The 25,808-nt window shown below is 75.1% G+C and carries 22 protein-coding genes; 12 read left to right on the plus strand and 10 right to left on the minus strand.

The features are described 5' to 3' along the window. Window positions 1-408 precede the first annotated feature (408 nt). The 5 genes from ACFC0B_RS02505 to ACFC0B_RS02525 all read left to right on the plus strand — a co-directional run bounded on the left by ACFC0B_RS02505 (window position 409) and on the right by ACFC0B_RS02525 (window position 5,354). Window positions 409-1,503 carry a substrate-binding domain-containing protein gene (locus ACFC0B_RS02505; protein ID WP_376081037.1) on the plus strand — a complete coding sequence of 365 codons (1,095 nt, stop codon included), beginning with the start codon at window positions 409-411 and terminating at the stop codon, window positions 1,501-1,503. Between the two features lie 88 nt (window positions 1,504-1,591). After that, complete coding sequence (locus ACFC0B_RS02510; protein WP_376081040.1) at window positions 1,592-2,371, plus strand: ATP-binding cassette domain-containing protein; 780 nt, start codon at window positions 1,592-1,594, stop codon at window positions 2,369-2,371. Next, complete coding sequence (locus ACFC0B_RS02515) at window positions 2,368-3,633, plus strand: sugar ABC transporter permease (protein WP_376081043.1); 1,266 nt, start codon at window positions 2,368-2,370, stop codon at window positions 3,631-3,633. The genes ACFC0B_RS02510 and ACFC0B_RS02515 overlap by 4 nt, the downstream gene beginning before the upstream one ends. Before the next feature lie 213 nt (window positions 3,634-3,846). Continuing rightward, entirely contained in the window at window positions 3,847-4,083 is a 237-nt protein-coding gene (locus tag ACFC0B_RS02520; protein WP_376081045.1) for a hypothetical protein, read from the plus strand. A 158-nt stretch (window positions 4,084-4,241) separates the two neighbouring features. After that, complete coding sequence (locus ACFC0B_RS02525; RefSeq protein ID WP_376081048.1) at window positions 4,242-5,354, plus strand: hypothetical protein; 1,113 nt, start codon at window positions 4,242-4,244, stop codon at window positions 5,352-5,354. A gap of 156 nt (window positions 5,355-5,510) precedes the next feature. On the opposite strand, the gene ACFC0B_RS02530 is transcribed toward ACFC0B_RS02525, so the two are convergent. Further along, complete coding sequence (locus ACFC0B_RS02530) at window positions 5,511-6,395, minus strand: universal stress protein (protein ID WP_376081050.1); 885 nt, start codon at window positions 6,393-6,395, stop codon at window positions 5,511-5,513. Window positions 6,396-6,662: 267 nt separating this feature from the next. On the opposite strand from ACFC0B_RS02530, the gene ACFC0B_RS02535 reads away from it, so the two are divergent. Both ACFC0B_RS02535 and ACFC0B_RS02540 read left to right on the plus strand, forming a co-directional pair. Further along, entirely contained in the window at window positions 6,663-9,047 is a 2,385-nt protein-coding gene (locus ACFC0B_RS02535; RefSeq protein ID WP_376081053.1) for a phosphoketolase, read from the plus strand. Window positions 9,048-9,086: 39 nt separating this feature from the next. Beyond that, complete coding sequence (locus ACFC0B_RS02540) at window positions 9,087-9,893, plus strand: universal stress protein (protein WP_376081056.1); 807 nt, start codon at window positions 9,087-9,089, stop codon at window positions 9,891-9,893. A 158-nt stretch (window positions 9,894-10,051) separates the two neighbouring features. Here ACFC0B_RS02540 and ACFC0B_RS02545 read toward each other — a convergent pair whose 3' ends face one another. Then, the gene (locus ACFC0B_RS02545) at window positions 10,052-11,341 is read right to left on the minus strand and encodes an MFS transporter (RefSeq protein ID WP_376081058.1); all 1,290 of its coding nucleotides are present in this window, start codon (window positions 11,339-11,341) and stop codon (window positions 10,052-10,054) included. A gap of 150 nt (window positions 11,342-11,491) precedes the next feature. On the opposite strand from ACFC0B_RS02545, the gene ACFC0B_RS02550 reads away from it, so the two are divergent. Together ACFC0B_RS02550 and ACFC0B_RS02555 are read left to right on the plus strand one after the other, a co-directional pair. Beyond that, on the plus strand, window positions 11,492-12,160 hold the full coding sequence (locus ACFC0B_RS02550) for a TetR/AcrR family transcriptional regulator C-terminal domain-containing protein (RefSeq protein WP_376081061.1): 669 nt from the start codon (window positions 11,492-11,494) through the stop codon (window positions 12,158-12,160). A 6-nt stretch (window positions 12,161-12,166) separates the two neighbouring features. Next, a complete protein-coding gene (locus ACFC0B_RS02555) occupies window positions 12,167-12,679 on the plus strand; it encodes an isochorismatase family protein (protein ID WP_376081064.1) in 513 nt (170 codons plus the stop codon). Here the strand turns inward: ACFC0B_RS02555 and murQ are convergent. Continuing rightward, window positions 12,676-13,587 (minus strand): N-acetylmuramic acid 6-phosphate etherase, encoded by a 912-nt coding sequence (gene murQ, locus ACFC0B_RS02560; RefSeq protein ID WP_376081066.1) that lies wholly within the window; start codon window positions 13,585-13,587, stop codon window positions 12,676-12,678. The two genes, ACFC0B_RS02555 and murQ, sit on opposite strands and share 4 nt — an antisense overlap. Window positions 13,588-13,661: 74 nt before the next feature. Between murQ and ACFC0B_RS02565 the strand changes: the two genes are divergently transcribed. Continuing rightward, a complete protein-coding gene (locus ACFC0B_RS02565) occupies window positions 13,662-14,324 on the plus strand; it encodes an endonuclease (RefSeq protein ID WP_376081069.1) in 663 nt (220 codons plus the stop codon). Between the two features lie 473 nt (window positions 14,325-14,797). Here ACFC0B_RS02565 and ACFC0B_RS02570 read toward each other — a convergent pair whose 3' ends face one another. The 4 genes from ACFC0B_RS02570 to ACFC0B_RS02585 form a co-directional block, all read right to left on the minus strand. Beyond that, the gene (locus ACFC0B_RS02570; protein WP_376081072.1) at window positions 14,798-16,378 is read right to left on the minus strand and encodes a hypothetical protein; all 1,581 of its coding nucleotides are present in this window, start codon (window positions 16,376-16,378) and stop codon (window positions 14,798-14,800) included. Window positions 16,379-16,488: 110 nt separating this feature from the next. After that, the gene (locus tag ACFC0B_RS02575) at window positions 16,489-17,172 is read right to left on the minus strand and encodes a DUF6445 family protein (RefSeq protein ID WP_376081075.1); all 684 of its coding nucleotides are present in this window, start codon (window positions 17,170-17,172) and stop codon (window positions 16,489-16,491) included. A 137-nt stretch (window positions 17,173-17,309) separates the two neighbouring features. After that, window positions 17,310-18,320, minus strand: a complete 1,011-nt coding sequence (locus ACFC0B_RS02580) for a YdcF family protein (protein WP_376081078.1) — start codon at window positions 18,318-18,320, stop codon at window positions 17,310-17,312. After that, the gene (locus ACFC0B_RS02585; protein ID WP_376082375.1) at window positions 18,317-19,639 is read right to left on the minus strand and encodes an MFS transporter; all 1,323 of its coding nucleotides are present in this window, start codon (window positions 19,637-19,639) and stop codon (window positions 18,317-18,319) included. Before ACFC0B_RS02585 ends, ACFC0B_RS02580 begins: the two co-directional genes overlap by 4 nt. Before the next feature lie 80 nt (window positions 19,640-19,719). Between ACFC0B_RS02585 and ACFC0B_RS02590 the strand changes: the two genes are divergently transcribed. Next, window positions 19,720-20,286 carry a MarR family winged helix-turn-helix transcriptional regulator gene (locus ACFC0B_RS02590; protein ID WP_376081081.1) on the plus strand — a complete coding sequence of 189 codons (567 nt, stop codon included), beginning with the start codon at window positions 19,720-19,722 and terminating at the stop codon, window positions 20,284-20,286. Between the two features lie 32 nt (window positions 20,287-20,318). Here the strand turns inward: ACFC0B_RS02590 and ACFC0B_RS02595 are convergent, their stop codons facing one another. The 3 genes from ACFC0B_RS02595 to ACFC0B_RS02605 form a co-directional block, all read right to left on the minus strand. Then, the gene (locus ACFC0B_RS02595) at window positions 20,319-21,869 is read right to left on the minus strand and encodes an esterase/lipase family protein (RefSeq protein ID WP_376081083.1); all 1,551 of its coding nucleotides are present in this window, start codon (window positions 21,867-21,869) and stop codon (window positions 20,319-20,321) included. A gap of 172 nt (window positions 21,870-22,041) precedes the next feature. Next, the gene (pip, locus tag ACFC0B_RS02600; RefSeq protein ID WP_376081086.1) at window positions 22,042-23,001 is read right to left on the minus strand and encodes a prolyl aminopeptidase; all 960 of its coding nucleotides are present in this window, start codon (window positions 22,999-23,001) and stop codon (window positions 22,042-22,044) included. 150 nt (window positions 23,002-23,151) lie between these two features. Then, window positions 23,152-23,835, minus strand: coding sequence for a TetR/AcrR family transcriptional regulator C-terminal domain-containing protein (locus tag ACFC0B_RS02605; protein ID WP_376081089.1), 684 nt, complete (start codon window positions 23,833-23,835; stop codon window positions 23,152-23,154). A gap of 149 nt (window positions 23,836-23,984) precedes the next feature. On the opposite strand from ACFC0B_RS02605, the gene ACFC0B_RS02610 reads away from it, so the two are divergent. Beyond that, entirely contained in the window at window positions 23,985-25,541 is a 1,557-nt protein-coding gene (locus ACFC0B_RS02610) for an MFS transporter (protein WP_376081092.1), read from the plus strand. Window positions 25,542-25,808 lie beyond the last annotated feature (267 nt).

Here is a 25,808-nt window from a genome sequence, read left to right on the forward strand (position 1 = left end):
GCCGCTACCCGGTCCGGGTTTTCGCCCGGGTCCGGGCGCGCCCAGGTCCCGGGTGTCCCGGGCAGGTCCCGGCCGGCAGGGCCGCGGTGCGGGCTCCCGGTCGATCCGGCGAACGGTGCCCCGGCCGCCACCGGGGGCGGAGGGCGCCGCACTTCGCCGAGGGATGATCAAACTCTTGAACACGTAGGAGTGTTCCGCCTGCTCCTGTCAAGAGGGTTGCGGTGCACGCGATTTGGGGACTTGACTCGGAGGATCTTCCGGGTTTCAAGCGCGGGTGGGCATTCACGAACATAACGAACCCGTCGGGATTGTCCCAAGCTTGGATTTACTTATTGACGTAACATGACATGTCCGGGTTAACTCCTGCCACCTGCCGCAGTGGAGCGGCCCTGTCCCGGAGGGTTCCCCATGAACGCAACGATGCGTCGCGTCCTGATCGGTACCGCCGCGATCGCGATGGCCCTGTCGCCGGCCGCCTGTGGCAAGGCCGGCGGCGACAAGAAGGACTCCGCGGTCACCGGGGACACGAAGTCCATCGGACTGCTGCTGCCGGAGAACGCCTCCTCCACCCGGTACGAGTCCTTCGACCGCCCGTTCATCGAGGCCAAGGTCGCCGCCCTCTGCCCCGACTGCAGGGTCCGCTACAGCAACGCCGAGGGCAGCGCGGCCAAGCAGAAGCAGCAGTTCGACACCCTGATCGCCGAGGGCGTCAAGGTGATCGTCCTCGACGCCTTCGACGCCAGGTCCACCCGGACATGGGTCGAGGCGGCGGCGGACAAGGGCGTCAAGGTCGTCGCCTACGACCGCCTGGCCACCGGCCCGGTCTCCGCCTACGTCTCGTTCGACAACGAGAAGGTCGGCGAACTCCAGGGCCAGGCGCTGCTGGACGCCCTGGGGGCCAAGGCCGCCGACGCCAACATCGTGATGATCAACGGCGACGAGGCCGACCCGAACTCCGCGCTCTTCAGGTCCGGGGCCCACAAGGTCCTCGACGGCAGGATCAGGAAGGTGGTCTACGAGCAGTCCGGCGAGTGGAAGCCCACCGTCGCCGGACAGAAGGCCGCCGCCGCCATCACCCAGCTCGGCAAGGACGGCTTCCAGGCCGTCTACTCCGCCAACGACGGCATGGCCGGTGCGATCATCGCCCAGCTCAAGGCCGCCGGGATCAGCGTCCCGGTCGGCGGCCAGGACGCCGGCCTCGACGCGATCCAGCGCATCGTCACCGGCGACCAGGCCTACACCGTCTACAAGGCGTACCGGCCGCTCGCCGAGTACGCCGCCGAACTGGCCGTCAACCTGCTGCGGGGCGAGGACGTCAAGGGCATCGCCACCGACACCGTGGACAGCGCCACCGACCGGGGCATCCCGGCCAAGCTGCTGGAGTCCAAGGTCGTCACCAAGGCGAACATCAAGGACACCGTCGTCGCCGACAGCCTCTACCGGATCGCCGAGATCTGCGCCGCCGACTACGGCGCCGCCTGCGACGCCGCCGGACTCAGGTGACGCCCCGCCGGACCCGTCCGAGCGCCCGGGCGGGTCCGGCCGCCCGTGCCCGTTCCCGCCCCGTACACCCCCGCAGGAGGTGGTTCTCGTGACAGGCGCACCCGTCCTCGCGCTGCGCGCGGTCTCCAAGCGCTTCGGCGCCGTCCAGGCCCTCACCGCCGTCGACCTCGACGTCCACGCGGGCGAGGTCCTCGCCCTGGTCGGCGACAACGGCGCCGGCAAGTCCACGCTGGTCAAGACGATCGCCGGGGTCCACCCCGTGGACGAGGGCACCATCACCTGGGACGGCCGCCCGGTGCGGATCGGCCGTCCCCAGGACGCCCAGGCGCTCGGCATCGCCACCGTCCACCAGGACCTCGCGCTCTGCGAGAACCTCGACGTCGTCGCCAACCTCTTCCTCGGCCGCGAGCTGCGCCGCCGCGCCGTCCTGGACGAGGTCGCCATGGAGCGGCGCGCCAAGGAACTGCTGGACACCCTGTCGATCCGCATCCCCAGCGTGCGGACCCCGGTCGCCGCGCTCTCCGGCGGGCAGCGCCAGGTCGTCGCCATCGCCCGTGCCCTGGTCGGCGAGCCGCGGGTCGTCGTCCTCGACGAGCCGACCGCCGCGCTCGGCGTCGAGCAGACCGCACAGGTCCTGGACCTCGTCGAACGACTGCGCGAGCGCGGCCTCGGCGTCATCCTCATCAGCCACAACCTGGCGGACGTCCGCGCGGTCGCCGACACCGTCGCCGTTCTGCGGCTCGGCCGCAACAACGGGGTGTTCCCGGTCGCCGGCACCTCGTCCGAGGCGATCGTCTCCGCCATCACCGGCGCCACCGACAACGCCGTCACGCGGCGTCGGGCACGCATCGCGGAGGAGGCGCGGTGAGCGCCGACCGGACCGACCCCGCCGCCCCGGTCACCGACCCCGACGCCCAGGTCCCCGCCGCCGACGCCCAGGTCCCCGCCGCCGGCTACGCCGAGGAGTTCCGGCGCCGGATCCGCGGGGGCGACCTCGGCCCGCTGCCCGTCGTCCTCGGCCTGGTCCTGATCGCGATCGTCTTCCAGGGCGTCACCGGCCACTTCCTCCAGGCCGACAACCTGACCAACATCACCAAGTGGATCGCCGGCTACGGCCTCATCTCGGTCGGCGTGGTCTTCGTCCTGCTGCTCGGCGAGATCGACCTCTCGCTCGGCTCGGTGGCCGGCGCCTGCGCCGCCGTCACCTCCGTGCTCGCAGTGCGGCAGGGCGTGGACGAGTGGCTCGCCGTCCTGCTCGGCCTGCTCACCGCCGCCGCGATGGGCGCCCTGCACGGCTTCTTCTTCGCCCGGATCGGCGTGCCCGCGTTCGTCGTCACCCTGGCCGGCATGCTCACCTGGAGCGGGCTGCAGGACTACGTGCTCGGCAGGCTCGGCACCGTCAACAACATCAAGGACGGCGTGGTCGCCCACCTGGACAACCACTTCCTCGGCGACGGCGACATCGCCTACGCCTGGCTGCTCGCCGTCCTCGCCGTCGGCGGCTTCCTCGGCGCCCACCTGCTCACCGCCCGCCGGCGCACCGCGGCCGGCCTGCCCGCCAGGCCGGCCGGCGAGATCGCGCTGCGCACCGGCGCCCTGGCGGTGGTCGCCCTCGCGGGCGCCTGGACGCTCAACCAGGACAGCGGTCTGCCGCTGCCGCTGGTGGTGCTGCTCGGCGTGGTCGTGCTCACCGACTTCGTGCTCCGCCGCACCTCCTGGGGCCGGCAGGTGTTCGCGGTCGGCGGCGGCGTGGAGGCCGCCCGCCGGGCCGGCGTCGACGTGGCCCGGGTGCGGATCGCGGTGTTCACGGTCTCCGCCACGCTGGCGGGCCTCGGCGGCCTGTTCATCGCCTCGCTGCAGGGCTCGGCGGACAAGCTGCTCGGCGGCGGCAACGTGCTGATGAGCGCCATCGCCGCCGCCGTCATCGGCGGGACCAGCCTGTTCGGCGGCCGCGGCAGCACCTGGTCGGCGCTGCTGGGCATGCTGGTGATCCAGTCGATCACCACCGGGCTGGACATGGTGCACGCCGCCCAGGCCATCCAGTACATGATCACCGGTGCGGTGCTGCTGGCTGCCGTGGTGCTGGACTCGGTCTCCCGGCGCACCCAGAAGTCCGCCGGCCGGGGCTGACCCCGACGGCGCGCCGCCCCGACGCCGCGCCGCCCCGAACCGCCCGGTCCCCACCCCCACGGGGACCGGGCCCCCGGCGTCCCGGGACGTGACGTTGGTCCCTGCCGCCCGCCGGCCCCGGCCCGCACCCTGGAATGCGGGCCGCCGATCCACCCGGACCGGCGGGCCCACCAGCGAACCCGGTCGCCGAACGAGTGAGGATGTACGCCGCCCATGCCCGCCGAGACGCTCGTGCACCGTCTGGTCGACGCCTTCTTCACCCACTGCCAGGAGTGCGGCGAACCCCGTGAGGCCAACTGCCACCCGCACGCCCACTGGCGGCTCTACCTCGACCTCGACGCGGAGACCCTGCGCCGGATCCGCCACTGGGTGCTCGACCCGGCGAGCACGGCGGGCACCGAGACCGAGCGCACCGTCCTGCTGCACTGGCTGGACACCCAGGAGGCCTGACCACCGGCTCCGGCCCCCGTCCGGCTGCGGCGCCGCCCGTCCTCGCTCCGCGGATGACCTCCGAGGTAATCGACCCCCCGAACCCTGTCCGGCAGGGTGATCACCGCAGGCCGGAGAACCCCTCCGACCTGCGGTGGAGTCCACGGAAGGGGATCGACATGACGCTGGTCCGGCAGCTCGCCCGCCGCCCGGAGCGCGGCGCCCGCACCGCGCTGTTCGCGGCCGCGACGGCCGCCGCAGTGGCGTTCGGCGCGGTCACGACCGCGACCGGCGCCCCCGCCGGGGCCGGCGGCGGGCGCGGTGGCGCGGCCGGCGCGCCCGCCGAGTGCGCCGACGTGCGGGGGAAGCCGGAGCGGTTGGAGGGCCGGCTCACCCCCAACGCCTGCGCCTTCCTGCGGCGCCAGATCGCCTTCGGCGAGACCCCGACCGGAACCCCGCCGGCGCCCGGCGACCTCACCCACCCCCGGGTCCGGGTGTACCAGGCGATCTTCGACGGCGAGGCCACCCTCTGGGAGGCCGGCGGCGCTCCGCAGCGCGGGCAGACCGCGATCGGCACCGCGATCACCCGCACGCTCGGCCTCGTCCCGGACTTCCGCTACCGCGGCACCGAGGTGGTCGCCGACGGCGCGGTGGTGATGTTCGGCCAGTGGAACGAGGCCACGGTCAAGGGCCACCCGATCGCCTTTCCGCAGATCGCCCGGAACGTACTGTCCGACGACGGCAGGACCATGCAGGCCCGCCGCTACTACGACCGCCACGAGCTGTTCAAGCCGGTGGCCCCCGAGCTGCGCCCCCTGTTCGCGGGCACCGCCGACCCGGCCGGCGCCGTCCCGGCCTCCGCCGGACGGGCCCCGGAGCCGTTCCGGGCCGGCGAGATCACCGCCCGGCTGGCCGCCTGGAACGGCGGGGACGTCGCCGCGCTGGTCGGCCGGACGGGCGGCGCCCGCCTCGCCGGTCCGGGCCTGGCAGCGCCGCTGGCCACCGCCGAGGGCAAGAGCGCCTACTTCCGGCGTCTCTTCGAGCAGGCCGACGTCCGCTTCGAGTCGGGCCAGGTCGCCTTCGGCCGGACCATGGCCTACGTGGAGTGGTACGGCACCGCCGTTCCCGAGTGGAGCAAGGACCCGGTGACCGGGAAGGGCGCCGAGGTGCCGTTCGGCATCGTCGAGCGCGTCGGCCCCGGCGGCGACTGGGAGCTGTTCTTCGACACGCTGCCGCTCATCATGGACGCGGGCGGGATCGGCGCCCTGTACGGGCGCCTCGCCCAGCCCTGACCGCTGGTGGCCCGAGTCGGGGATTCGTCGGCGCGCTTCCTGGTGCGCCGGCGGTCCGGTCCTCTCGGCCGTCCCGCGCGGGGCAGCGGAAAACGGCGGTGGGCCCCACGAAGTCATGGGGCCCACCGCGTCGCGTGGCGTCCGGTCAGTCGTGGGTCAGTCGTGCGGAACGATCACGACCGGTGCCTGCGAGTGGTGCAGGACGGCGTGGGCGACCGGGCCGAGCCGCAGGCCGGCGTGGTGCGGGCGCCGCCGGCGGCCGACCACCACCAGGCAGGCGTCGGCGGAGGCTTCCACCAGCGCCGAGGAACCGGTACCGATCCGGGTGTCCTCGACCACCTCGACCTCCGGGAACTTCTCCCGCCAGTCGGCCAGCGCCACACTCAGCAACTCGCGCTCGATCACCCGGAACTGCTCCGCCTCGGTCAACGGGGACACCCCGCCGGCGTAGCCCCAGACCGCCGGCGGCTCCCAGCCGTGCACGGCGCGCAGGACGGTGCCACGGCGGGCGGCCTCGCGGAAGGCGAACTCCACGACCTCACGGGAGGGTTCACGGGTGTCGACGCCGACCACCACCTCGGGCCGGTCGGGGCGGCCCGGCCGCTCGGCCTCGCCGGCGCGGACGAAGACCGCGGGCACCTCGCACCGGCCGGCGACGGCGAGGCCGACCGATCCGACCAGCAGGCCCGCGAAGCCTCCGAGCCCCCGCGAACCGAGGACCAGCAGCTCCGCCCCGGAGGCGGCCGAGGCCAGCGTCGCGGCCAGCGGCTCGACCGCGTCGGTGTCCCCGATCAGCTCCGCCCCGACCTCCAGACCGGGGTGCGCGTCCAGGACCGCCTGCCTGGTGTCCGACAGCATCCGGCTGGTCAGCGCGCGGACGTCGGCCGGCTGACCGGGGTCGCCGTGGATGTCGTCCAGCCAGGTCCGGGCGTGGACCAGGCGCAGCGCGAGGCCGCGCCGGACGGCTTCGGCGGCAGCCCAGCGAGCCGCGGCGGTGCTCTCGGCGGAGCCGTCGACACCGGCCAGTACGTAGCTGCTCATGGGGAATGCTCCGGTTCTCGTGCGGGTTCGGGAAGTCCCTCGGTCGCGGCGGGCGGGCCCGCAGGCTCGCCCGCTCCGATCATCATCCTCCATCCCCCGGGACGCCCCGCCCCAGGGCCCGGAAGCCCGGAAGACAGGGCCACAGGTCCTGCCCCACCGGTCCCGACGTGCCCCGAGCGGCCCTGTGCGCCCTCGCGCCACGGCGGTGACAATGAGGCCGAGCGCGCTCGCCGGGGCGCCGCGCCCGACCCCGAGGAGACCCCCGCCATGTCCGTCACCCCGTCAACGGCGCCCGCCGCGCTCTCCGACCAGGAGGTCCAGGAGCTGGACGCGCACTGGCGGGCCGCCAACTACCTGGCGGTCGGCCAGATCTACCTGATGGCCAACCCGCTGCTGCGCGAGCCGCTGCGGCCCGAGCACATCAAGCCCCGGCTGCTGGGCCACTGGGGCACCTCACCCGGCCTCAACCTGGTGCACACCCACCTCAACCGGATCGTGAAGCAGCGGGACCTCGACACGATCTGCGTCTGGGGCCCGGGCCACGGCGGGCCCGCCGTCCTCGCCAACTCCTGGCTGGAGGGCAGCTACAGCGAGACCTACCCGGACGTCAGCCGGGACGCCGAGGGCATGGCGAAGCTCTTCCGCCAGTTCTCCTTCCCCGGCGGGGTGCCCAGCCACGTCGCCCCCGAGACCCCGGGCTCGATCCACGAGGGCGGCGAACTCGGCTACGCGCTCTCCCACGCCTACGGCGCGGCCCTGGACAACCCCGGCCTGCTGGTGGCCTGCGTGATCGGCGACGGCGAGGCGGAGACCGGCCCGCTGGCGGCCTCCTGGCACGGCAACAAGTTCCTCGACCCGGTGCACGACGGCGCCGTTCTGCCGGTCCTCCACCTGAACGGCTACAAGATCGCCAACCCGACCGTCCTCGCCCGCCTGCCCGAGGACGAGCTCGACGCCCTGCTGCGCGGCTACGGGCACGAACCCCTGTACGTGTCGGGGCAGGACCCGCTGGCGGTCCACCGGGCCATGGCCGCCGCCCTGGACACCGCGCTGGAGCGGATCGCCGCGATCCAGCGCGCCGCCCGGGAGGACGGTGCCACCGGGCGACCCGCCTGGCCGGTGATCGTGCTGCGCACCCCCAAGGGCTGGACCGGTCCCGCCGAGGTCGACGGTGTCCCCGTCGAGGGCACCTGGCGCGCCCACCAGGTGCCGCTGGATCAGGTCCGCGACAACCCCGACCACTTGGCCCGACTGGAGGCCTGGCTGCGCTCCTACCGGCCCGAGGAGCTGTTCGACGCCACCGGCCGCCCGCTGCCCGGGGTGCTGGCCTGCGTCCCCGACGGCACCCGCCGCCTGGGCTCCAACCCGCACACCAACGGAGGCCTCCTGCTGCGCGACCTGCCGCTGCCTCCCCTGGAGGACTACGCCGTACCCGTTGACAAGCCCGGTACCACGCTGCACGAGCCGACGCGGATCCTCGGAGACCTCCTCGAACAGGTGATGGCCGACACCGCCGAACGCCGCGACTTCCGCCTCGTCGGCCCCGACGAGACCGCCTCCAACCGCCTCCAGGCCGTCTACGCGGCCACCGGCAAGGCCTGGCAGGCCGCCACCGTGCCCACCGACGAACACCTCGCCCGCGACGGCCGGGTGATGGAGATCCTCTCCGAGCACACCTGCCAGGGCTGGCTGGAGGGCTACCTGCTCACCGGACGGCACGGCCTCTTCTCCTGCTACGAGGCATTCGTCCACATCGTCGACTCGATGGTCAACCAGCACATCAAGTGGCTGCGCACCAGCCGGGGGATCGCCTGGCGCGCCCCCATCGCCTCGCTCAACTACCTGCTCACCTCGCACGTCTGGCGCCAGGACCACAACGGCTTCTCCCACCAGGACCCGGGCTTCGTCGACCACGTCCTGAACAAGAGCCCCGAGGCCGTCCGGGTCTACTTCCCGCCGGACGCCAACACCCTCCTCGCCACCGCCGACCACGTGCTGCGCAGCCGCGACTACGTCAACGTCGTGGTCGCCGGCAAGCAGCCGTGCTTCGACTGGCTCACCCTGGACGAGGCCCGCGTCCACTGCGCCCGCGGCGCCGGGGTCTGGGAGTGGGCGGGCACCGACGACGGCACCCGCGAACCGGACGTCGTCCTCGCCGCCGCGGGCGACGTCCCCACCCAGGAGGTGATCGCCGCGGCCGGCCTGCTCCGCCGGGAGCTGCCGGACCTGGCGGTGCGGGTGGTGAACGTGGTGGACCTGGCCCGGCTGATGCCCGCCGAGGAGCACCCGCACGGGATGCCCGACGCCGAGTTCGACGCCCTGTTCACCCGCGACCGTCCGGTGATCTTCGCGTACCACGGCTATCCGTGGCTGATCCACCGCCTCGCCTACCGCCGTGCCGTCCACCCGCAGCTGCACGTGCGCGGCTACAAGGAGTCCGGCACCACCACGACGCCCTTCGACATGGTGGTCCGCAACGACCTCGACCGCTACCGCCTGGTCATGGACGTCATCGACCGCACGCCCGGCCTCGCCGTACGGGCGGCGGCCGTCCGGCAGCGGATGGCCGACCAGCGCGCCCGACACCACGACTGGATCCGCGAATACGGCACCGACCTCCCCGAGGTAGCAGACTGGACCCGGGGGTCCTGACCGAGCATCAGGGGGGCCGTCATCGAGGAGGCAACCACCGTGGACCTGCCCGTCACCGTCGGCGTCGACACCTCCGAGGCGAGCCTGCTGGCCGCCGACTGGGCCGCGCGCGAGGCGCTGGTGCGCGACCGACCGCTGCGTGCCCTGCACGCCCTGCCCCGGCTGCCCCACCCGGCGCCCGGGCCGCCGTCCGACGGGGGTGGCCTGCTGCACGAGGTGCGGCACGTACTCACCGGGCGCCACCCCGCCGTGCGGCTGCACACCGAGGAGGTCCAGGACGTCGCCACCTCGGCGCTCGGCGCCGCCGCCGAGGACGCCGAACTGCTGGTGGTCGGCGCGCGCGGCGACGGCGGCTTCGCCGGGCTGCGGGTCGGTTCCACCGCCTTGTACCTCGTGGCCCGGGCCGGCTGCCCGACGGTGGTGCTCCCGGTCGAGCCGGCGGGCCCGGCCCAGCGCGACCACCTGGTGGTGGGCGTGGACGCCCGCCGGCCCGCCGAGGCGGCGTTGGAGTTCGCGTTCGCCGCGGCGGCACGGTCCGGCCTGGTCCTGCGGGCCGTGCACGCCACCACCGTCGCGGCGGCCGAGCGGAAAGCCGGGGTGCGGGACACCGAGGCCGAGTTGCTGGCTCGCGCGCTCGCCCCCTGGCGGGCCGCGCATCCGGGCGTCGAGGTCGTCGAGGTGACGGAGCGGACGGCGCCCGGGCCGGTGCTGGTGGAAGCGTCGGCCAAGGCCGCGCTGCTGGTGCTCGGACGCCGCCCCACCATCCGGATCGGCCTGCTAGGCCCGGTCGCCCACGCGGTCCTGCACCACGCGGCCTGCCCGGTGGCGGTGGTGCCCGACGCGTGAGCCACTGGCACACGGGTCGCGTCCCGGTTCCCGAGGCCGTGAGCGGAGACGGCGGTTTCCAGCGGTCGGCGCGAACGCCGGGCCCGAGTCCTTGATCCGTCGTCGGTCAGGGCACGGGACGTCCTGTGCCGAAGCCGGCCGAGCCGGGGTTTGCCGGATCACGAGCGGCAGGCGGCCCGGACCTGCGCGACGTGCGGGTCGGTGCGGTCGTCGTAGCGCCACAGCGCCGGCAGCGCGGCGGCCAGCACCCCGCCGCCGACCAGGCAGGCCAGGCCGCCGGTGCCCAGGGCGGCGCGGAGGCCGTAGCGGGCGGCCAGTCCGCCCGCCCGCAGGTCGCCGAGGGCCGGTCCGGCGGCGCCGGTCAGCAGCTCCAGTCCGGCCGCGCGGCCGCGCAGCCCGTCCGGGACGGAGCGGTTCCAGATCGCGCCCCGGAAGGTGTCGCCCACCCAGTGCGCGCCGCCGGCGACGGCCAGGCAGAGCAGGACCGTCCACACGCCGGAGCCGAGCGCGGCCGCCGCCGTCGCCGCGCCGACCGCCGCGCAGGACAGCAGGACGAACCGGCCGTGCCGGTGCACCCGCTCGGTCCAGCCGCTGGTCGCGGCGGCCAGCAGGCCGCCCGCCGCCGAGGCCGAGTAGAGCAGGCCGAGCGCCCAGCGCGCGTCCAGCTCGTCGGCGAGGAACGGGAAGAGGGCGGTCGGCAGGGCGAAGGCGGTCGCGGCGAGGTCGGCCAGACAGGTGCCCACCAGGTCCGGCCGCCGCGCCACGTACCGGGCGCCCTCGGCGAACTCGCGCAGCGCCGGCCCCTGCTCCTCCCGGGCCGGGCGCAGCGGGTGGAGCCGGGCGAGCAGGGCGATCGAGACCAGGAAGGTGGCGAGGTCGACGAGGTAGGCGGTGCGCACCCCGGCGGTCGCGATCACCACCCCCGCGGCGGCGGGCGCGGCCAGCCCGACCGCGGTCCAGCGCAGCGAGAGCAGCGCCCCGGCCGCGAGCAGCTGGTCGTGCGGAATCAGCCGGGGGACCATCGCCTCCAGCGAGGGCTGCTGGATCCCCTGGAGCGCGGCGGCGCAGCCCGCCGCCGCGTAGAGCGGCCATAGCGCCGGGGCGTCGGTCAGCGCGTTGAGCAGCAGCAGCGCGCTGAGCGCGGCGAGCGCGATCTCGGTGGCCAGCGCCACCGTCCGGCGGTCGAGGCGGTCGGCGAGCACCCCGCCGTACAGGCCGAGCAGCACCGTCGGCACCAGCTCCACCGCGCCCACCACGCCCACCGCGAGCGGCGAGCCGGTGGCGTCGGCGATCTGCAGCGGGATCGCGGTGAGGGTGAACACCGAGCCGAGCATGGTGACGGCACCGGACGTCCAGACCAGGCGGAAGTCCGCGGAGGACCGCCAGGGATCGGTGTTCGGCAGCAGCCGGGACCACGGGCGGCGGGCGCCCGTTCCGGAGGTCGTCATGGGGGTGTGGGTCCCTTCCGGGGAGGCGGGCAGCGGCCGGTCCGCCGCCCTTATCACTGATAAAGTCCGAGCCGGAACTTAGCAGCGATAAAGTGGGGCGCCAAGCGAATAGCCGGGCGGCCGACACGGGCGCCGGAAGGGCGGACCAGCATGGCGCTGACACGGGACGCGGTCGTGCGCACGGCCCTGCGGCTGCTCGACGAGGTCGGCATCGACGGGCTCACCACCCGCCGGCTGGCCCGGGAACTCGGCGTGCAGTCCCCGGCCCTGTACTGGCACGTCAAGAGCAAGCGGGAACTGCTGGACCTGATGGCGGAGGCCATGCTGGCCGAGGCCCTGCCTCCGGACCGCGAGCCCGACCCCGCGCACTGGCCCGACTGGCTCGCCGCCGACGCCCGGGCCAAGCGCGGCGCCCTGCTCGCCCACCGCGACGGCGCCCGGGTGCACGCCGGAACCCTGCCCACGGCCGACGAACTGCCCGCTGTCGAAGCGCAGCTGAGCGCCCTCTGCGGGGCCGGACTGCGCCCGCGCACCGCGCTGCGGCTGCTGCTCACCATCGACCGCTACATCATGGGCTGGGTCACCGAGGAACAGGCCTGGCGGCAGGACGCCGAGCAGCGCGACGGCGCGCCCTTCCCCGACGAGGCGCTGCGCGACCTGCCGCTGCTGCGCGAGGCGGCCGACGTCCTGCGGATGACCGACCACGACGCGGACTTCGAGTACGGCCTGCGGGTGCTGATCGAGGGCTTCCGGGCCGAGATCGCCCGCGAGGCCGGGAGCACCCGGAAGACCGGGCCCGCGGCCGATCCACTACGGTGACCGACCATGCATACCCTCGACCCCGCCCGCACCGCCCTCGTCCTCGTCGACCTCATGGAGCGGATCGCCGCCCTGCCGCTCGCCCCGCGTCCCGGCGGTGAGGTGGTCGCCGCGGCGCTCGACCTCGCCACGGCGTTCCGCGCGGCCGGCGCGCCGGTGATCGCGATCCGGGTCGAGCGCCCCGGCGTGGCCGAGCAGCCGCCGGGCAGCGAACTGCTCCCCGAGGTCGCCGCGCTGGCCGACGAGACCGTCGTCAAGCGCACCATCGGCGGCTTCCACGGCACCGGCCTGCACGAACTGCTCCAGGAGCGCGGCGTCGACACCCTGGTGTTCGGCGGCATCGCCACCAACCTCGGCGTCGAGTCCACCGCCCGCGCGGCCGCCGACCACGGCTACCGGCTGGTGTTCGTCGAGGAGGCCATGACGGCCCTGACCGAGGAGGAGCACCGGGCCTCGGTCGCCCTCTCGCTGCCCCGCTTCGGCGAGGTCGCCGACCGGGCCGCCCTCGCCTTCGACTAGCGCCCGCCCCGGGCCAGCTCCAGCGCCTCGCGCAGCCGGCCGCCCGCCGCGGCGAGCAGCCGGGCGGCGGCCGGGGCGTCCACCCCGGCGAGGACGACCAGGACGGCGTCCTTCACCTCGCCGCCGGTGGCCGCCAGCGCCCGCCGGGCCGTCTCCTCGTCCGCGCCGGTGATGTCGGTGACGATCCGCCGCGCCCGGTCGCGCAGCTTGGCGTTGCCCGCCCGGACGTCGACCATCAGGTTCCCGTACGTCTTGCCGAGCCGGACCATGACCGCCGTGGACAGCAGGTTCAGCACCAGCTTCTGCGCCGTCCCCGCCTTCAGCCGGGTCGACCCGGCCACCACCTCCGGCCCGGTCACCACCTCGATGCCCAGCTCGGCCGCCGCGACCAGCGGCGACCCGGCGGTCCCCGCCAGCCCCACGCCCAGCGCCCCGGCCGCGCGGGCGCGGCGCACGGCCGCCACCGTGTACGGGGTGCGGCCGGAGGCGGAGACGCCCACCACGGTGTCCTCCGCCGTCAGCGCCAGCGCGGCGAGGTCGGCGGCGGCCAGCTCCGGGCGGTCCTCCGCCCCCTCCACCGCGCGCACCAGTGCCGGCGGCCCGCCCGCGATCATGCCCACCACCTGGCCGGGCGCGGTGTTGAAGGTCGGCGGGCACTCACTGGCGTCCAGCACCCCGAGCCGCCCCGCCGTCCCGGCGCCCGCGTAGACCAGCCGCCCGCCCCGGGCCATCCGCCCCGCGACCGCGTCCACCACGACGGCGATCCGCGGCAGCTGCCCGGCGACCGCCCCGGCGACCGTGCGGTCCTCGGCGTTCAGCAGCCGCAGCAGCTCCAGCGTCCCCAGCCGGTCGAGACCGGCCCACTCCGGCCGGACCTCCTCGGTGGCCGGGCGCTCGGCGTTCTCCATACCGTCCCCTGTCCCCGCGCATGACCGCCGCCAACCCGGGCAGGTGCCGGACGGGCGAGGAAGGGAGGCCCGCCATGGACCACGAGGAGACGGTCGCCGCCCTGCTGGAACGCTTCGGCCGCACCTACGCCGAGGAAGCGGGCATCACGCTCCGCGACACGCCCGCCCCGCTCTACCGGCTGCTGGTCCTCACCACCCTCAGCTCGGTGCGGATCGGCGCCGACCTCGCCGTCGCCGCCGCGCGGGAACTCTCCGCGGCCGGCCTGCGCACCCCGAAGGCCATGGCCGACTCCGGCCGGCGGGCGAGGGTGGACGCCCTCGGCCGCGCCCACTACGTCCGCTACGACGAGAGCACCGCCACCGCCCTCGGCCGCGGCGCCGAGCTGCTCCTCGACCGCTGGCACGGCGACCTGCGCCGACTCCGCGACGAGGCCGACAGCGATCCGGACCGCGTCGCCGGCCTGCTCCGCGCGTTCCCCCGGATCGGCCCGGTCGGCGCGGGCATCTTCTGCCGCGAGGCCCAGGCCGTCTGGCCGGCGCTGCGCCCCTACTTCGACGACCGCGCCCTCCGCGCCGCCGCCGACCTCGGCCTGCCCCGTACCCCCGCCCCCCTCGCCGCCCTGACCCCGCCGCGCGACCTCGCCCGCCTCGCGGCGGCCCTCACCCGCGTCGGCCTGAGCCACCACGCCCGCCCCCGGGACCTCCTCGCCGCGGCGGTCGGCGGCGAGCGATCGTGAGCCTGGTGTCATGCTCGGGTGGCGGAGCCTCGCCGAGCCCGCCGTGTACGGCTACTTCATCGCCGACAGGCTGTTCTGCGGCGCGGCGGACGCCGCCCACGGGCCTCAGGTGATGCTCTGGGGACGGGAGCTGACCGCCTGCGTCCCGGCCGAACTGGAGCGCTTCATGCTGCACGCCGCCGACTGCGGGGTGCTCGGCGTGTCCTACGGTCCGCGCGGCAAACCGGGAGCCGCCGGGAGCCGCCGGGATCGGCCCGGTCATCAGGGTGCAGGAGATGGCGGGCAGGGCGGTGACCCGGCCGGTGATGGTCGGCCGGGGCTGGGAGGAGCGGTGCACCGACGACTGGGAGGGGCCGATACCCGCATGCGAATGGGTCGGCCGGCAGTGGTCCTCCCCGGGTTGGGCGGAGTCCTGGCCCCCGCCCGGCACTTCAGCGGTCCGGGGCGACCGGAAGCCTCCCTTCTGACCCGGGTCATGCATGCCGGTCGAGCAGGGTGCGGGCGACGGCGGGCGGCAGGGCGGGGTTGGCCGCTGCCACTTCGACGATGCCGGGGAGGGGGTCGCCGAGCAGCTCGACGAGGACGTCGGCCGGGAGGGCCGGGTGGGCGGCGGCGACCGGTCGGGCCTGGCGGTCCGCCAGGCAGACGGTGAGGGCGGGGGCGGTGGCCCGGGGGTGGGCGGCGATCGCGCGGAGTGCCTTCTGGACGGGCGGCCGGTGGCGGGCCAGGTCGGCGAGCAGGGCCGGTGAGGCGTCCGGGTTGGTGGCCACCCGGGCGGCGACCCGGACGCCGTGCCGGGCGACCATGGCGCGCAGCAGCGACTCGGACAGGCCCGGGTGCGGGGCGATCGCCTTCAGGACTTTGGCGTCCGGGTCGACGGCGAGGGTGTCGCGGACGGCGGGCGGCAGGTCGCGGCGTTCGGCGACCAGCATGCGGAGGGCGGGTTCCGGGGAGGCGGCCAGCTGGACGACCTCGGCGGCGGAGGCCGCCGCGATCCGGGGCAGCAGGGTGGGGCCGGTGCGCGCCCGGGCGGCGAGCCTGGTGAGGACGTCGAGCGGCAGCCGCGGATGGTGGGCCAGCCGTCGTCCGACGTCGGCGTCGTCGTCCTCGGCCAGGGCGCGGATCACCTCCTCGTCGATCGCGGGGTTCTCGGCGAGCGCTTCGCGGACCCACGGGTCCGCGGCGGTGGCGAGCCGGCGGTACACGTCGGCCGGCAGGTCGGTGCGGGCGGCCAGCTCGGCGCGCAGCGGCATCGAGGGACGGTCGGCGAACCCGGCGGCGGCGGACGCGGGGGTGGCGGGATGGGCGAGGACGGCGGCGGCGATCTCGTGCTGCGCGGACTCGTGGCCGCCGGAACAGGCGGCGCCGGGCAGCAGTGCGCAGTCGGGGAGATCGCAGTCGGGGGCGTGTTCGAAGGGCCGGGTGTGCCGCTCGCAGACCGGGCACACAGCGGCCGGCGGCAGCGCGTCTCCGGTCAGCAGGACGTCTCCGGTGAGCAGGGCGGCCAGGACGTCCGGCGGCGTCCGGTCGTTGGCGGCCACCGCGCGGCGGACGGTGGTGTGCGGGTGGCGGGCGAGCGCGGTGGCGAGCGCGGGCGGCGCCGTGACGGCGAGGTCGGCGACGACCTCCGGGTCCGGGTCCCCGGCGAGGCGCCGCAGGACGTCCTCCGGCAGGTCCGGGCAGCCGGCGAGCCACCCGCGCCGCGACGGGTCGGGGTCGGCCGCGAACCGCCGGGCCCAGCCGGGCCGGCCCTCGCCCCGCTCCAGCAGGGCGAGCGCGGCCTCGGGCCGGGTCGCGGGGTCGATGTCCTCGGCGGTGAGCCGGCCGTCGTGGGCGAGGTGGAGGGCGGCGTCGTCGACGCCGGACGCGAGCGCGCGTGCCTGCGCGTCGTCGAGGTCGTCCCGGTCGGTGAGCTCGGCGGCGAGGTCGTCGGCGAGTGACGGGTCGTCGGTGGTCGCGGCGAGGGCGATCAGCCGGTCGACCAGGTCGGCGGGCAGGGCGGGGTTGGCGGCGAGCCCGCACAGGACGCGGTCGGGGTGGAGCACGTGGATCATCCCGACATCCTGCCCCGTCCTCCGGTGGCGTGGCGCCCGGGTCTCCGGGCGGCCCGCTCGTCGGGCCGTCGGGAGTCGGGGCGTCGGGAGTCGGGCCGCCCGGCGGTGGGTCAGGCCATCCAGAAGAAGACCGCCGTCATGCGTCGGTCCTCCGGGGCCAGGCCGTGGTAGGAGGTGGCGCTGTGGATGAGGTTGGCGTGGTAGACGAGCAGGCGGTTGTAGCGGTTGGGGACGCGGACGTCCTCGGTGAAGGCGTCGGCGGGGACGCGGCGGGTGCCGAGGGCCTCGACGAGGTTGTGGTGCGGGGCGGTGACCAGGTTGCCGCCCAGGCGGCCGCCGGGGAACTGCTGGCGGTAGAAGCCGGTGCCGGCGGCCTTGGGGGCGCTCGGGCTGAGGTAGAGGACGGCCGCGTAGCGGCAGAGGGCGCGGGAGTCGGTGTGCGGGCGCGGCTCCGACTCGGCGGCGCCGACGAGCTGGATGCAGTTGTGGTTCAGGGTGCCGCCGCCCGGGGCGCTCTGCACCCAGAGCCGCGGCGCCCCGGTGGCCTGGCGGACGAGCGCCTCGACGCGGGCCAGCTCCTCGGGTTCGAGTCCGGGCATGGTCCGCAGCCCGGGCCAGGTCTCCGGTCGGTAGGGGTAGCCCTCGGTCCAGTCGTTGCGGTCGAGGCAGCGCCGCCGGACGCTGTCCGGGTCGGTCAGGACGTCGTCGAACACCCAGTAGTCGCGGCCGGGCGTGGGCTTGCGGTAGGGCAGGACGGGGAGGGCGGTGGTCCGTCCGGCGGGCAGTGGTGGCATGGGCCGACCATAGGATTCGCCGCCCCCAACGTTCTGCCGTGAGCAGGTCAACCTTTCGTCAAAGTCATGACCGGCCGCGGGCACGGAACCGGGGTCGGCACCGCCCGTCGGCGCGGCCGGACCCGGCCCTCAGCGCGTCACCCCGCTCCGAACGTCGCGGCGGCCAGTCCGCAGAAGGCGAGCAGTCCGCAGATCCCGAGGTTGATCACCTTGTGCGAGAGGAAGACGGCGGCGAACTCGCGGATCGTCGCGCTCGGCCAGTAGTAGCGGGCGGTCGGCGAGCCGCAGACCTGGCCGCTGACGCCGGTCTTGCGGGCCATCAGGGCGGCCCGGAAGGCGTGGAAGTTGTTGGTGACGATGACGCAGCGGTAGCCGGGCCGGGCCTGCTCCATGATCACCTTGCTGAACAGCAGGTTCTCCTCGGTGGTCCGCGAGCGGTCCTCGCGCTCCAGGTGCTCGGCCGGGAAGCCGCGTTCGACCAGGTAGTCCGCCATCGCGTGGGACTCCGGCAGCTTCTCGTCCGGGCCCTGGCCGCCGGAGGTGATCAGCACCGGCGGGTTGCCGCGCGCGGCCTGCTTCTCGTAGAGGTCGCGGCCGCGTTCGAGGCGGCTGGCGAGCAGCGGCGGTACCCGCTCGCCGCCGATCAGCCCGGAGCCCAGCACCACGACGAAGTCGACGTCGGTACGCGGCCGGTGGCGCTGGTAGAGGAAGGCGTAGCCGACGAAGCAGACGAAGAGGAAGGAGACGTAGCCCACCACCAGCAGCGCGGTCGCGGCGAGGATGCCGATGGACTCGGACCCGGTGACCACCGCGGCGCCGAACAGCCCGATCAGCCCGAGGATGCCGAGGCCGGCGAGCAGGGACAGCAGGTTCGCCGGCCGCCGCCCCTCCTTGCGGATCATCGTCAGCCCGTTGGAGAGCAGGAACCAGACCAGGGCGACGGTGCCGACGAACGGCAGCAGGGCGATCAGGGCCACCGCCAGCTCGATGACCAGCGTGGGTGCCCGGCGCAGTTCGGCGAGCAGCGCCAGGGCGAGGAGCGAGACCGCGATACCGAGCAGGACGGCGTTGCTGAACCGGCGTCGGTCGCGGAGGACTCCGATCCCGCAGAGGAGGAAGAAGAATGCCGCTGGGGCATAGGCGATCATGCCCGTATCGTAGGGTCCCGGCGGGCGGCGTCGGCGGGGGCCTCCCCGTTCTCGGGATACCCGCCGGTAGTATCCGCTTCGCCTGCCGTGCCGACGCCCTCCGGCTCCGCCTCCGCCGTCCGCCCGACCCTGCGGACGCCCGGGACGGCCGCGGTCCCCGCGCAGGCCAGGGCGACCAGCACGGCGGCGGTCAACAGCGGTCCGGTGCTGCCCCAGGCATCGGCGGCCAGCGGCGCCAGCGCGTACCCGAGCGGGGCGGCGGCGAGCGACAGCAGCCAGTCGTAGGACGTCACCCGGGCCAGGACCTGTGGCGGGAACTCCTGCTGGACCACGGTCTGCCACACCGGGCTGAGGAAGCCGAGCCCCGTCATCGCCAGCGCGTACGCGGCGACCGTGACCGGTGCGGGCGCCGTCACCGCCAGTGCGGCCAGCGGCAAGGCGTACAGCGCCAGACCCAGGTTGGCGACGAGCACCGGCCGCCGCGGCCGGTACCGGCCGGCGAGCAGTGAGCCGGCCAGCACGCCGCACGCGCCGGCCTGGGTCATGGCGATCCACACGCCGTCCCCGCCCAGCTGCCGGGTGGCGATCAGCGGGCCGAGGGTGAGCAGGACGGCGGCGGCGCCGTTCCAGACGCCGTGGCCGACCAGGCTCGTCCAGTACCAGTCGCGCGAGCGCACCTCGCCCCAGCCGTGCAGCAGGTCGGTGCGCAGCGAGCGGCGCTCGCCGGGGGTGTGCCGGACCCGCAGCCGGGTCAGCAGCGCCGCGCTGACCACGAAGGAGGCGCCGTCCAGCAGGAACGCCCAGCCGGGGCCGGCCGTCCAGACCAGCGCCCCGGCGAGGGCCGGGCCGCCGAGCCGGGCGGCGTTGACGGCCGAGGCCAGCAGTGCGTTGGCCCGCATCCGCTGCGGTCCCGCCACGGTGGCGGCGACCAGGGGCGTCGCCGTCGGCATGGCGAACGCGGAGGCGACCCCGCCGACCGCCGAGGCGACCGCGATCGGCGCCAGCCGGGGATGATCGGCGAGGAGTTCGAGGCCGACGGCCGCCTGGGCGGCGGCCCGCACGAGATCGGTGACGAGCGCGACCAGTCGGGGATTGACGCGGTCCCCGACCACGCCGCCCAGCGGGAGCAGCAGCAGCCGCGGGACCATCGCGCAGCCCAGGACGAGGGCGAGGGCGGCGGAGGAGCCGGTCGCCCGGGTCACGGCGATGGCGAGGGCGGCGGGGACGACGGCGTCGCCGAGGGTGGAGATCGTCCGGCCGAGGAAGAGCAGACGGAAGCCGCGCAGGCGCAGCGGGTGCTGGTTCTGGGTCACGGGCAGCACTGTATTTCGGTACCGAAATTTCGGCAACGAAATATGTGGAGCCCGAACCCGCAGCTCAGGACCCCTACACTCGGGGCATGACACCCGCGACCCACCGGACGGCGGCCGGAAAGCCCCGCGACTGGACCGATGGCCACGTCGAGCGCTGGCGGCCGGTGCTGCCGCAGCTCGACCCGGACGTCGAGGGTGCCGTCACCCGGATGAGCAAGCTGACCCGGCACCTCGGCCGGGTCCGCGAGCAGGGCGTGGCCGACTACGGCCTGCAGAAGCACGAGTTCGACACCCTGCACGGGCTGGCCGGCCGCGGCGGCCGGGCCACCCCCTCCGAGCTGCGCGCCGACCTCAACCTGGCGCCCGCCTCGGTGACCGGCCGTCTGGAGGCGCTGGAGCGGCGCGGCTTCGTCGTCCGCACCCCGTCCAGCGACGACCGCCGCCGGGTCGACGTCGAACTCACCGAGGCGGGCCGACTGGCCTGGCGGCAGGCGCTGGACGTCGTCGGCCGGGAGGAGCAGCGCCTGCTCGGCGTCCTCACCCCGGCCGAACGGCGCCAGCTCTCCGACCTGCTGCGCCGCGTCCTGCTGGCCGCCGAGCAGCCGGCGCCCGAGGTGCGGGCCGAGGGCCCGGAGGCCGGCTGGCACGCCTGACGCGGCGTGGCCGCGGCGGCCGCGCCGGAGCGTCAGTTCCAGGGCCCGACCGTGAGGCGGATCCGGGCGTCCGGGCCGAGGATCGGCCGGGTGGTGGCCGGCAGCGGGACGTGGGCGAGCCAGGAGCCCGCCTGCGGGTCCTCGTCGGGCAGCGGGTCGCCGGTCGGGCGGAGGTCCCGGATCGCCCCGGGCACCTCCGAGTTCCAGTGCGCCCAGGCCGCCGGGCGCGGACCGCCGGGGTCCACGTCGACGATCAGGGTGTCGGTGAAGTCGGCGGTCTGCTCCAGGTGGTCGCCGAAGCCGAAGATCCCCTGCGTCTCGCGCAGTGAGAGCAGGTTCAGGTCGAGGACGAACCGCAGCGGACCCGCCTCCTGGGGACCGAGCCGGCTGGAGAGGAAGGTGGTCGCCAGCGGGACGGCGCCGTCCCCGGCGCAGGCGGCCCGCGCGCGCACGCTCGCCTCGCTCGGGTCGGACAGCTGGATCGGGCACCAGTGCGGGGCGACCCGTTCGTGCATCAGCACCGGCAGCCCGCGCACCGTGAGCCGCACCTCCGCCTGCCAGGTGACCTCCTCGTCCGCGGGCAGCCGGACGTCGACGAGGTCGGTGGCGGCCCGCAGGTCGCCGAACAGGAAGCGGCGCAGGTTCTGGTAGCCCTCCTCGGAGTTGACCAGCCCGTAACTGCCGCTGTGGCTGCGGTACGCGAACGCCCGGTTGGCGCCGGTGACCTGCGCGTTCTCGATCTGCACCAGGCCGTCGCTGCGCGGACCGACGGCCTCGGCCGAGACGCCGTGGCCGACGTCGTAGTCCCGGGAGTTGGTGCCGACCATGCAGAACACCCGGTCGAGCGGGAAGCGGCCGGCGGCGTCCGCGGGCGCCCCGGTGCCGTCGTCGTCGGCGATGTCCACCGCCCGCCAGCCGTCCGGCGGACCGCCGGGGTCGGGGGCCGGCGTCAGGTACTGGTACATCCGGTCGGGGCCGAAGACGTCGGAGCCGTTGATGTTGAAGAGGTCGCGCAGCGCCTCCGGGACGCCGAAGCCGATGGCGAAGGCGATGCCGCCGTGCGGCGTTCCGTAGGTGAACAGCTTCGCCACGTAGTCGGTGGCGCGCTCGCCGCGCTCGGTCGGGATGATCTTCTGCAGCAGGCAGCGGCAGATCAGTCCGCCCATCGAGTGGGCGACCAGGTTCACCCGGCGCGCCCCGGTCCGCTCCCGCACGTGGTCGATCAGCCTCAGCAGGTCGCGGGCGGCGGTCTCCAGGTCGAACTGCTGCGGCTTGCCGCCCCAGGTGCCGGAGCAGACGTCGTAGAAGCGGTGGATCCAGATGCTCTCGGGGGGTGGGTCCTCCTCCTTCGCCGGCCGCGGTCCGCCCTCGACGACGATGTGGTAGCCCTCGTCGAGGTGCAGGCGCAGTAACGGACTTTCGAACTGGTAGAGAACGGGGTTGTCCTGGCGGCCGACGCGGATGTGCGTCGAGCCCTGGTTGAATCCGTAGAACGGATCCGTGACGGCCTTCTCGATCCCGGGGGTGCCTCCGGCGTATCCCCGGACGTAGATGATCGGGAGCCCGGCGGACGGCGTGCTCATGGCCGACCTGCCCTCTCCGCGGCCGGTACCGGCCGGCACCGGCCGACCCGTTGACAAGGGAGCTTCTCCCCCCAGTGTCGGGGGCCGGCGCCGGCCTGTCACCCCCCGGCTCCGGACCGTTGATGGCCCGTCACTGCGCGTGTGGGGGCGCGGCGGGGACGCGGTGCGGGCGCTACCGGCCCGCGAAGCGCTCCATCGCCGCCAGGACGGCCTCGCCGGTGGCGGGGGAGCCGGTGTGCCCGGCGTTCTGGATCACCGTCAGCTCGGCGTCCGGCCAGGCCCGGGCCAGCTTCCAGGCGGTGTCCAGGGGGCTGTCGAGGTCGAGGGCACCGTGGATCAGCTCGCCCGGGATGCCGGAGAGCCGGTGCGCGTCGCGCAGCAGCTGGCCGGGCTCCAGGAAGGCCCGGCGGGAGAAGTAGTGCGCGGTGATCCGGACGAAGGCCGTCAGGGCCTCGGAGGGGCGGTCGGTGTAGGCGTTGGGGGAGCCCTCGGTCTCGTGGGCGATCACCGCGTCCTCCCAGGTCGCCCAGGCGGCGGTGGCCGCGCGGCGCACGGACGCGTCCGGGTCGTTGAGCAGCCGGTCGTAGGCGGCGAGCAGGTCGCCGTCCCGGTCCTCCGGCGGCAGCGCGTCGCGGAAGGCCTCCCAGGGACCGGGCAGCAGCCGGCCGACGCCCCGGTAGAGCCAGTCGATCTCCTCCGGCCTGGTCGTCGTGACGGCGCTGAGCACGATCTCCGACACCCGCGCGGGGTGCGCCTGGGCGTAGGCGAGGATCAGCGTGGAGCCCCAGGAGCCGCCGAACATCAGCCACCGCTCGATGCCCAGGTGCTCACGCAGCCGTTCCAGGTCGGCGACCAGGTGCGCGGTGGTGTTGTGCTCCAGGCTGGTCGCCGGGTCGGCGGCGTGCGGCTCGCTGCGGCCGCAGTTGCGCTGGGAGAACAGCACCAGCCGGTAGCGCGCGGGGTCGAAGTACCTCCGGTTGCGGGTGTTCAGCCCCGAGCCCGGCCCGCCGTGCACCACGACGGCGGGTTTGCCGTCCGGGTTGCCGGACACCTCCCAGTGGATCCGCTGGCCGTCACCGACGTCCAGCAGGCCTTCCGCGTGCGGCTCGCCGACGGGGTGGAACGCGGTCATGCGGGTGCCTCCTCGGTGGGGCGGATCGTGCGGGCGCCCGTGAGACTAGCGGCCTGACGGACGGTGGTCGAACGATTTCCGTCGGTGCCCGGGGCGGGGCGGTGTTCCGAGCGCGCGGCGGTGCTCGGACGGTCGGCGGTGCTCGGACGGTCAGCGGCGCTCGGGCGGGAGCAGCGCCGCCAGTCCGTCGAGGATGCGGTCGAGGCCGAAGGCGAACCGGGCGTCGAGGTCCGGACCGGTGAGGTCGCCGGCCATCGCGACCAGGTGGGGGAACTCGTCGGCCGGCAGCGCGCGGAACCGCTCGGCGGCGGCGTCGGCGAGCCGGCGGCGGCCGGTGCCGGTGGTCTCGGCCGCCGCCATCGGGGACTGCTCCTGGAGCACGAAGCCCTGCACGTACGCGCCGAGCAGGTAGGAGACCATCGCGGCGTCGGCGGCGGAGAAGCCGGCCCCGCGCAGCCGGTCGAGCTGGTCCTCCATCAGGTGCAGCAGGTTCGGTCCGGGCGCGAGGCGGCCCGCCACCACCTTGGCCGCGTCCCGCCGGCCGAGCAGGTGGGCGCGGTAGCGCTCGCAGTAGCCGCGCAGCTGGTCGCGCCAGCCGCCGGTGCGCGGCGGGGCCTCGACGTCGGCCATCAGCGCGTCGTTGAGGAGGTCCAGCAGCTCCTCCTTGTTGCGGACGTGCCAGTACAGCGAGGCGGCCTTGACCCCGACCTCGGCGGCCACCTTGCGCATCGACAGGCCGGTCAGGCCGTCGCGCTCCAGCACCCGCAGCGCGGCCTGCGCGAGCGCCTCGCGGGTGAGTCCGGGTTGGGCGGCGGCGTCCTCGTCGGCCGGCATGGGGTCCTCGCTGTTCGTCGGGGCTGTTCGTCGGGCGGTCGGTGATCGCACTTGCAATCTAACACCGTTAGGTGCACGCTGTCCTCCGTCGAACCAGCCCCTAACACCGTTAGGGGCTTCCAGTGAACCGAACCAGGAGGGGTGATCCGATGGGGGAGACCGAGGGGACCGCGGCGCCGGGCGCCCGGCGCCGCCGGCTCGCGCTCGCGACGCTCTGCATCACCATGTTCATGTCCATGCTGGACAACGTCATCGTCGGCAACGCCCTGCCCCGCATCGGCCGGGACCTCGACGCGGGCATCACCGGCCTCCAGTGGGTGGCCGAGGGCTACAGCCTGGTCTTCGCCGCCCTGCTGCTCACCGGCGGAGCGCTCGGCGACCGCTACGGCCGCACCGCCGTCTTCCGGATCGGGCTCGCCCTGTTCACGGCCGGCTCGGCCGCCGCCGCGCTCGCCGGAACCGTCGGCACGCTGGTCGCCGCGCGGATGCTCCAGGGCGTCGGCGCCGCCCTGCTCACCCCGGGAAGCCTCGCGATCCTGCGGCACGTGTTCACCGACGAGCGCGAGCGCACCCGGGCGATCGGGACCTGGTCCGGGGTCTCCGCGCTCGGCCTCTCGGTCGGCCCGGTGGTCGGCGGCCCCATGGTCGAGGCCTTCGGCTGGGCGAGCGTCTTCTGGATCAACGTCCCGATCGGCATCGCCGCGCTCGTCCTCTCCGGCCGGGTGCTGCCCGCGATCCCGGGCCGCGCCCGGCGCGTCGACCTCGGGGGCCTCGTCCTCTCCGCGACCGGCCTCGGCGCCGCCGTCCACACCCTCGTCGAGGGCCCCGAGCGCGGCTGGACGGACACCCGGGTGCTCACCACGGCGGTGCTCGCCGTGCTGCTGCTCACGGCCTTCCTGCTGCTCGAACGGCGGATCGCCGAGCCGATGCTGGACCTGCGGCTGTTCCGCGACGGCGTGCTCGGCGGCGCGCTGCTCGGCGGGTTCGTGGTGAGCTTCGGGATGTTCGGCGCGCTGTTCTTCCTGCCGCTGCTGATGCAGGGCGTGCTGGGCTGGTCGCCGACGGCCGCCGGCCTCGCCGGTCTGCCGATGACGGCGATGATCGTCGTCGCGGGCCCCGTCTCGGCCCGGCTGACCGGCCGCCACGGACCCCGGCTGCCGCTGGTGCTGGGCATCGCCCTGTGCGCGCTGGGCCTGGCGGGCCTGTCCCTGTACGGCGAGAACGCCCGCTACGGCGAGTACCTGTGGACGCTGTTCGTGCTCGGCCTGGGCATGGGGATGACCTTCACCCCGGTCTCCATCGCCGTCCTCCAGCGGGTCGCCCCCGAGCGGATGGGCACCGCCTCCGCCACCGTCAACACCCTGCGCGAACTCGGCGGCGTCCTCGGCATCGCCGTCCTCGGCGCCGTCCTGACCCACCGCCTGACGACCGGCCTGGGCCTGCCGCCCGACGCCCTCGGCCGCACCACCGACACCCTGGCCACCGCCACCACGGCCCCGGTCGACCCGCTCCCGGCCCCGGTCCAGCACGCCGTCGAGCACGCCTTCACCGACGGCATCCACCTCGCCCTGCGGACCGGGTCCGCCGCCCTGGCGGTGGCGGCGGTCCTGGTCGCCCTGCTCCTGCGCGGCTCCGGTCGGCCGGTGGCCCCGGCCCCGGCTGCGGCTCCTGCCGGGGCGGAACGTCCCGCCGGGGCCCGGGCGTAGCGGCGGCGGCCGTCGTCCTACGGGGGAGTGCCCGGCCTTCGTGGGGGTGGGTTCGTGGCCGTGGCGCGCCTGAGCCTGGAGACCGAGGCCCGGACGATGGAGCCGAGGCCGCGCGGCGACCTGCGAGCCCTCCTCCGGGCGGCTTCGAGGAGGCGGAGTGCTGCGGCTTGGGCGTCGAGGTCACCGAGTTCCTCGTGGAGCGCGGCCGCGCGGAGGTAGACATCGGCGGCCTCTTGGTGGCGACCGGCCGATGTCAGGGCGATGCCG

Origin of the sequence: Kitasatospora sp. NPDC056184 (assembly GCF_042268405.1) — a bacterium.
Taxonomy (GTDB): Bacteria; Actinomycetota; Actinomycetes; order Streptomycetales; family Streptomycetaceae; genus Kitasatospora.

What these genes read in the sequence shown, in the direction of transcription:
- ACFC0B_RS02555 (WP_376081064.1), top strand. Translation starts at nt 12,167, where the DNA reads ATGCATACCCTCGACCCCGCCCGCACCGCCCTCGTCCTCGTCGACCTC.
- ACFC0B_RS02580 (WP_376081078.1), bottom strand. Translation starts at nt 18,320, where the DNA reads ATGATCGCCTATGCCCCAGCGGCATTCTTCTTCCTCCTCTGCGGGATC.
- ACFC0B_RS02535 (WP_376081053.1), top strand. Translation starts at nt 6,663, where the DNA reads ATGTCCGTCACCCCGTCAACGGCGCCCGCCGCGCTCTCCGACCAGGAG.
- ACFC0B_RS02545 (WP_376081058.1), bottom strand. Translation starts at nt 11,341, where the DNA reads ATGACGACCTCCGGAACGGGCGCCCGCCGCCCGTGGTCCCGGCTGCTG.
- ACFC0B_RS02505 (WP_376081037.1), top strand. Translation starts at nt 409, where the DNA reads ATGAACGCAACGATGCGTCGCGTCCTGATCGGTACCGCCGCGATCGCG.
- ACFC0B_RS02550 (WP_376081061.1), top strand. Translation starts at nt 11,492, where the DNA reads ATGGCGCTGACACGGGACGCGGTCGTGCGCACGGCCCTGCGGCTGCTC.
- ACFC0B_RS02570 (WP_376081072.1), bottom strand. Translation starts at nt 16,378, where the DNA reads ATGATCCACGTGCTCCACCCCGACCGCGTCCTGTGCGGGCTCGCCGCC.
- ACFC0B_RS02520 (WP_376081045.1), top strand. Translation starts at nt 3,847, where the DNA reads ATGCCCGCCGAGACGCTCGTGCACCGTCTGGTCGACGCCTTCTTCACC.
- ACFC0B_RS02610 (WP_376081092.1), top strand. Translation starts at nt 23,985, where the DNA reads ATGGGGGAGACCGAGGGGACCGCGGCGCCGGGCGCCCGGCGCCGCCGG.
- ACFC0B_RS02525 (WP_376081048.1), top strand. Translation starts at nt 4,242, where the DNA reads ATGACGCTGGTCCGGCAGCTCGCCCGCCGCCCGGAGCGCGGCGCCCGC.
- ACFC0B_RS02595 (WP_376081083.1), bottom strand. Translation starts at nt 21,869, where the DNA reads ATGAGCACGCCGTCCGCCGGGCTCCCGATCATCTACGTCCGGGGATAC.
- ACFC0B_RS02565 (WP_376081069.1), top strand. Translation starts at nt 13,662, where the DNA reads ATGGACCACGAGGAGACGGTCGCCGCCCTGCTGGAACGCTTCGGCCGC.
- ACFC0B_RS02605 (WP_376081089.1), bottom strand. Translation starts at nt 23,835, where the DNA reads ATGCCGGCCGACGAGGACGCCGCCGCCCAACCCGGACTCACCCGCGAG.
- ACFC0B_RS02590 (WP_376081081.1), top strand. Translation starts at nt 19,720, where the DNA reads ATGACACCCGCGACCCACCGGACGGCGGCCGGAAAGCCCCGCGACTGG.
- pip (WP_376081086.1), bottom strand. Translation starts at nt 23,001, where the DNA reads ATGACCGCGTTCCACCCCGTCGGCGAGCCGCACGCGGAAGGCCTGCTG.
- murQ (WP_376081066.1), bottom strand. Translation starts at nt 13,587, where the DNA reads ATGGAGAACGCCGAGCGCCCGGCCACCGAGGAGGTCCGGCCGGAGTGG.
- ACFC0B_RS02530 (WP_376081050.1), bottom strand. Translation starts at nt 6,395, where the DNA reads ATGAGCAGCTACGTACTGGCCGGTGTCGACGGCTCCGCCGAGAGCACC.
- ACFC0B_RS02575 (WP_376081075.1), bottom strand. Translation starts at nt 17,172, where the DNA reads ATGCCACCACTGCCCGCCGGACGGACCACCGCCCTCCCCGTCCTGCCC.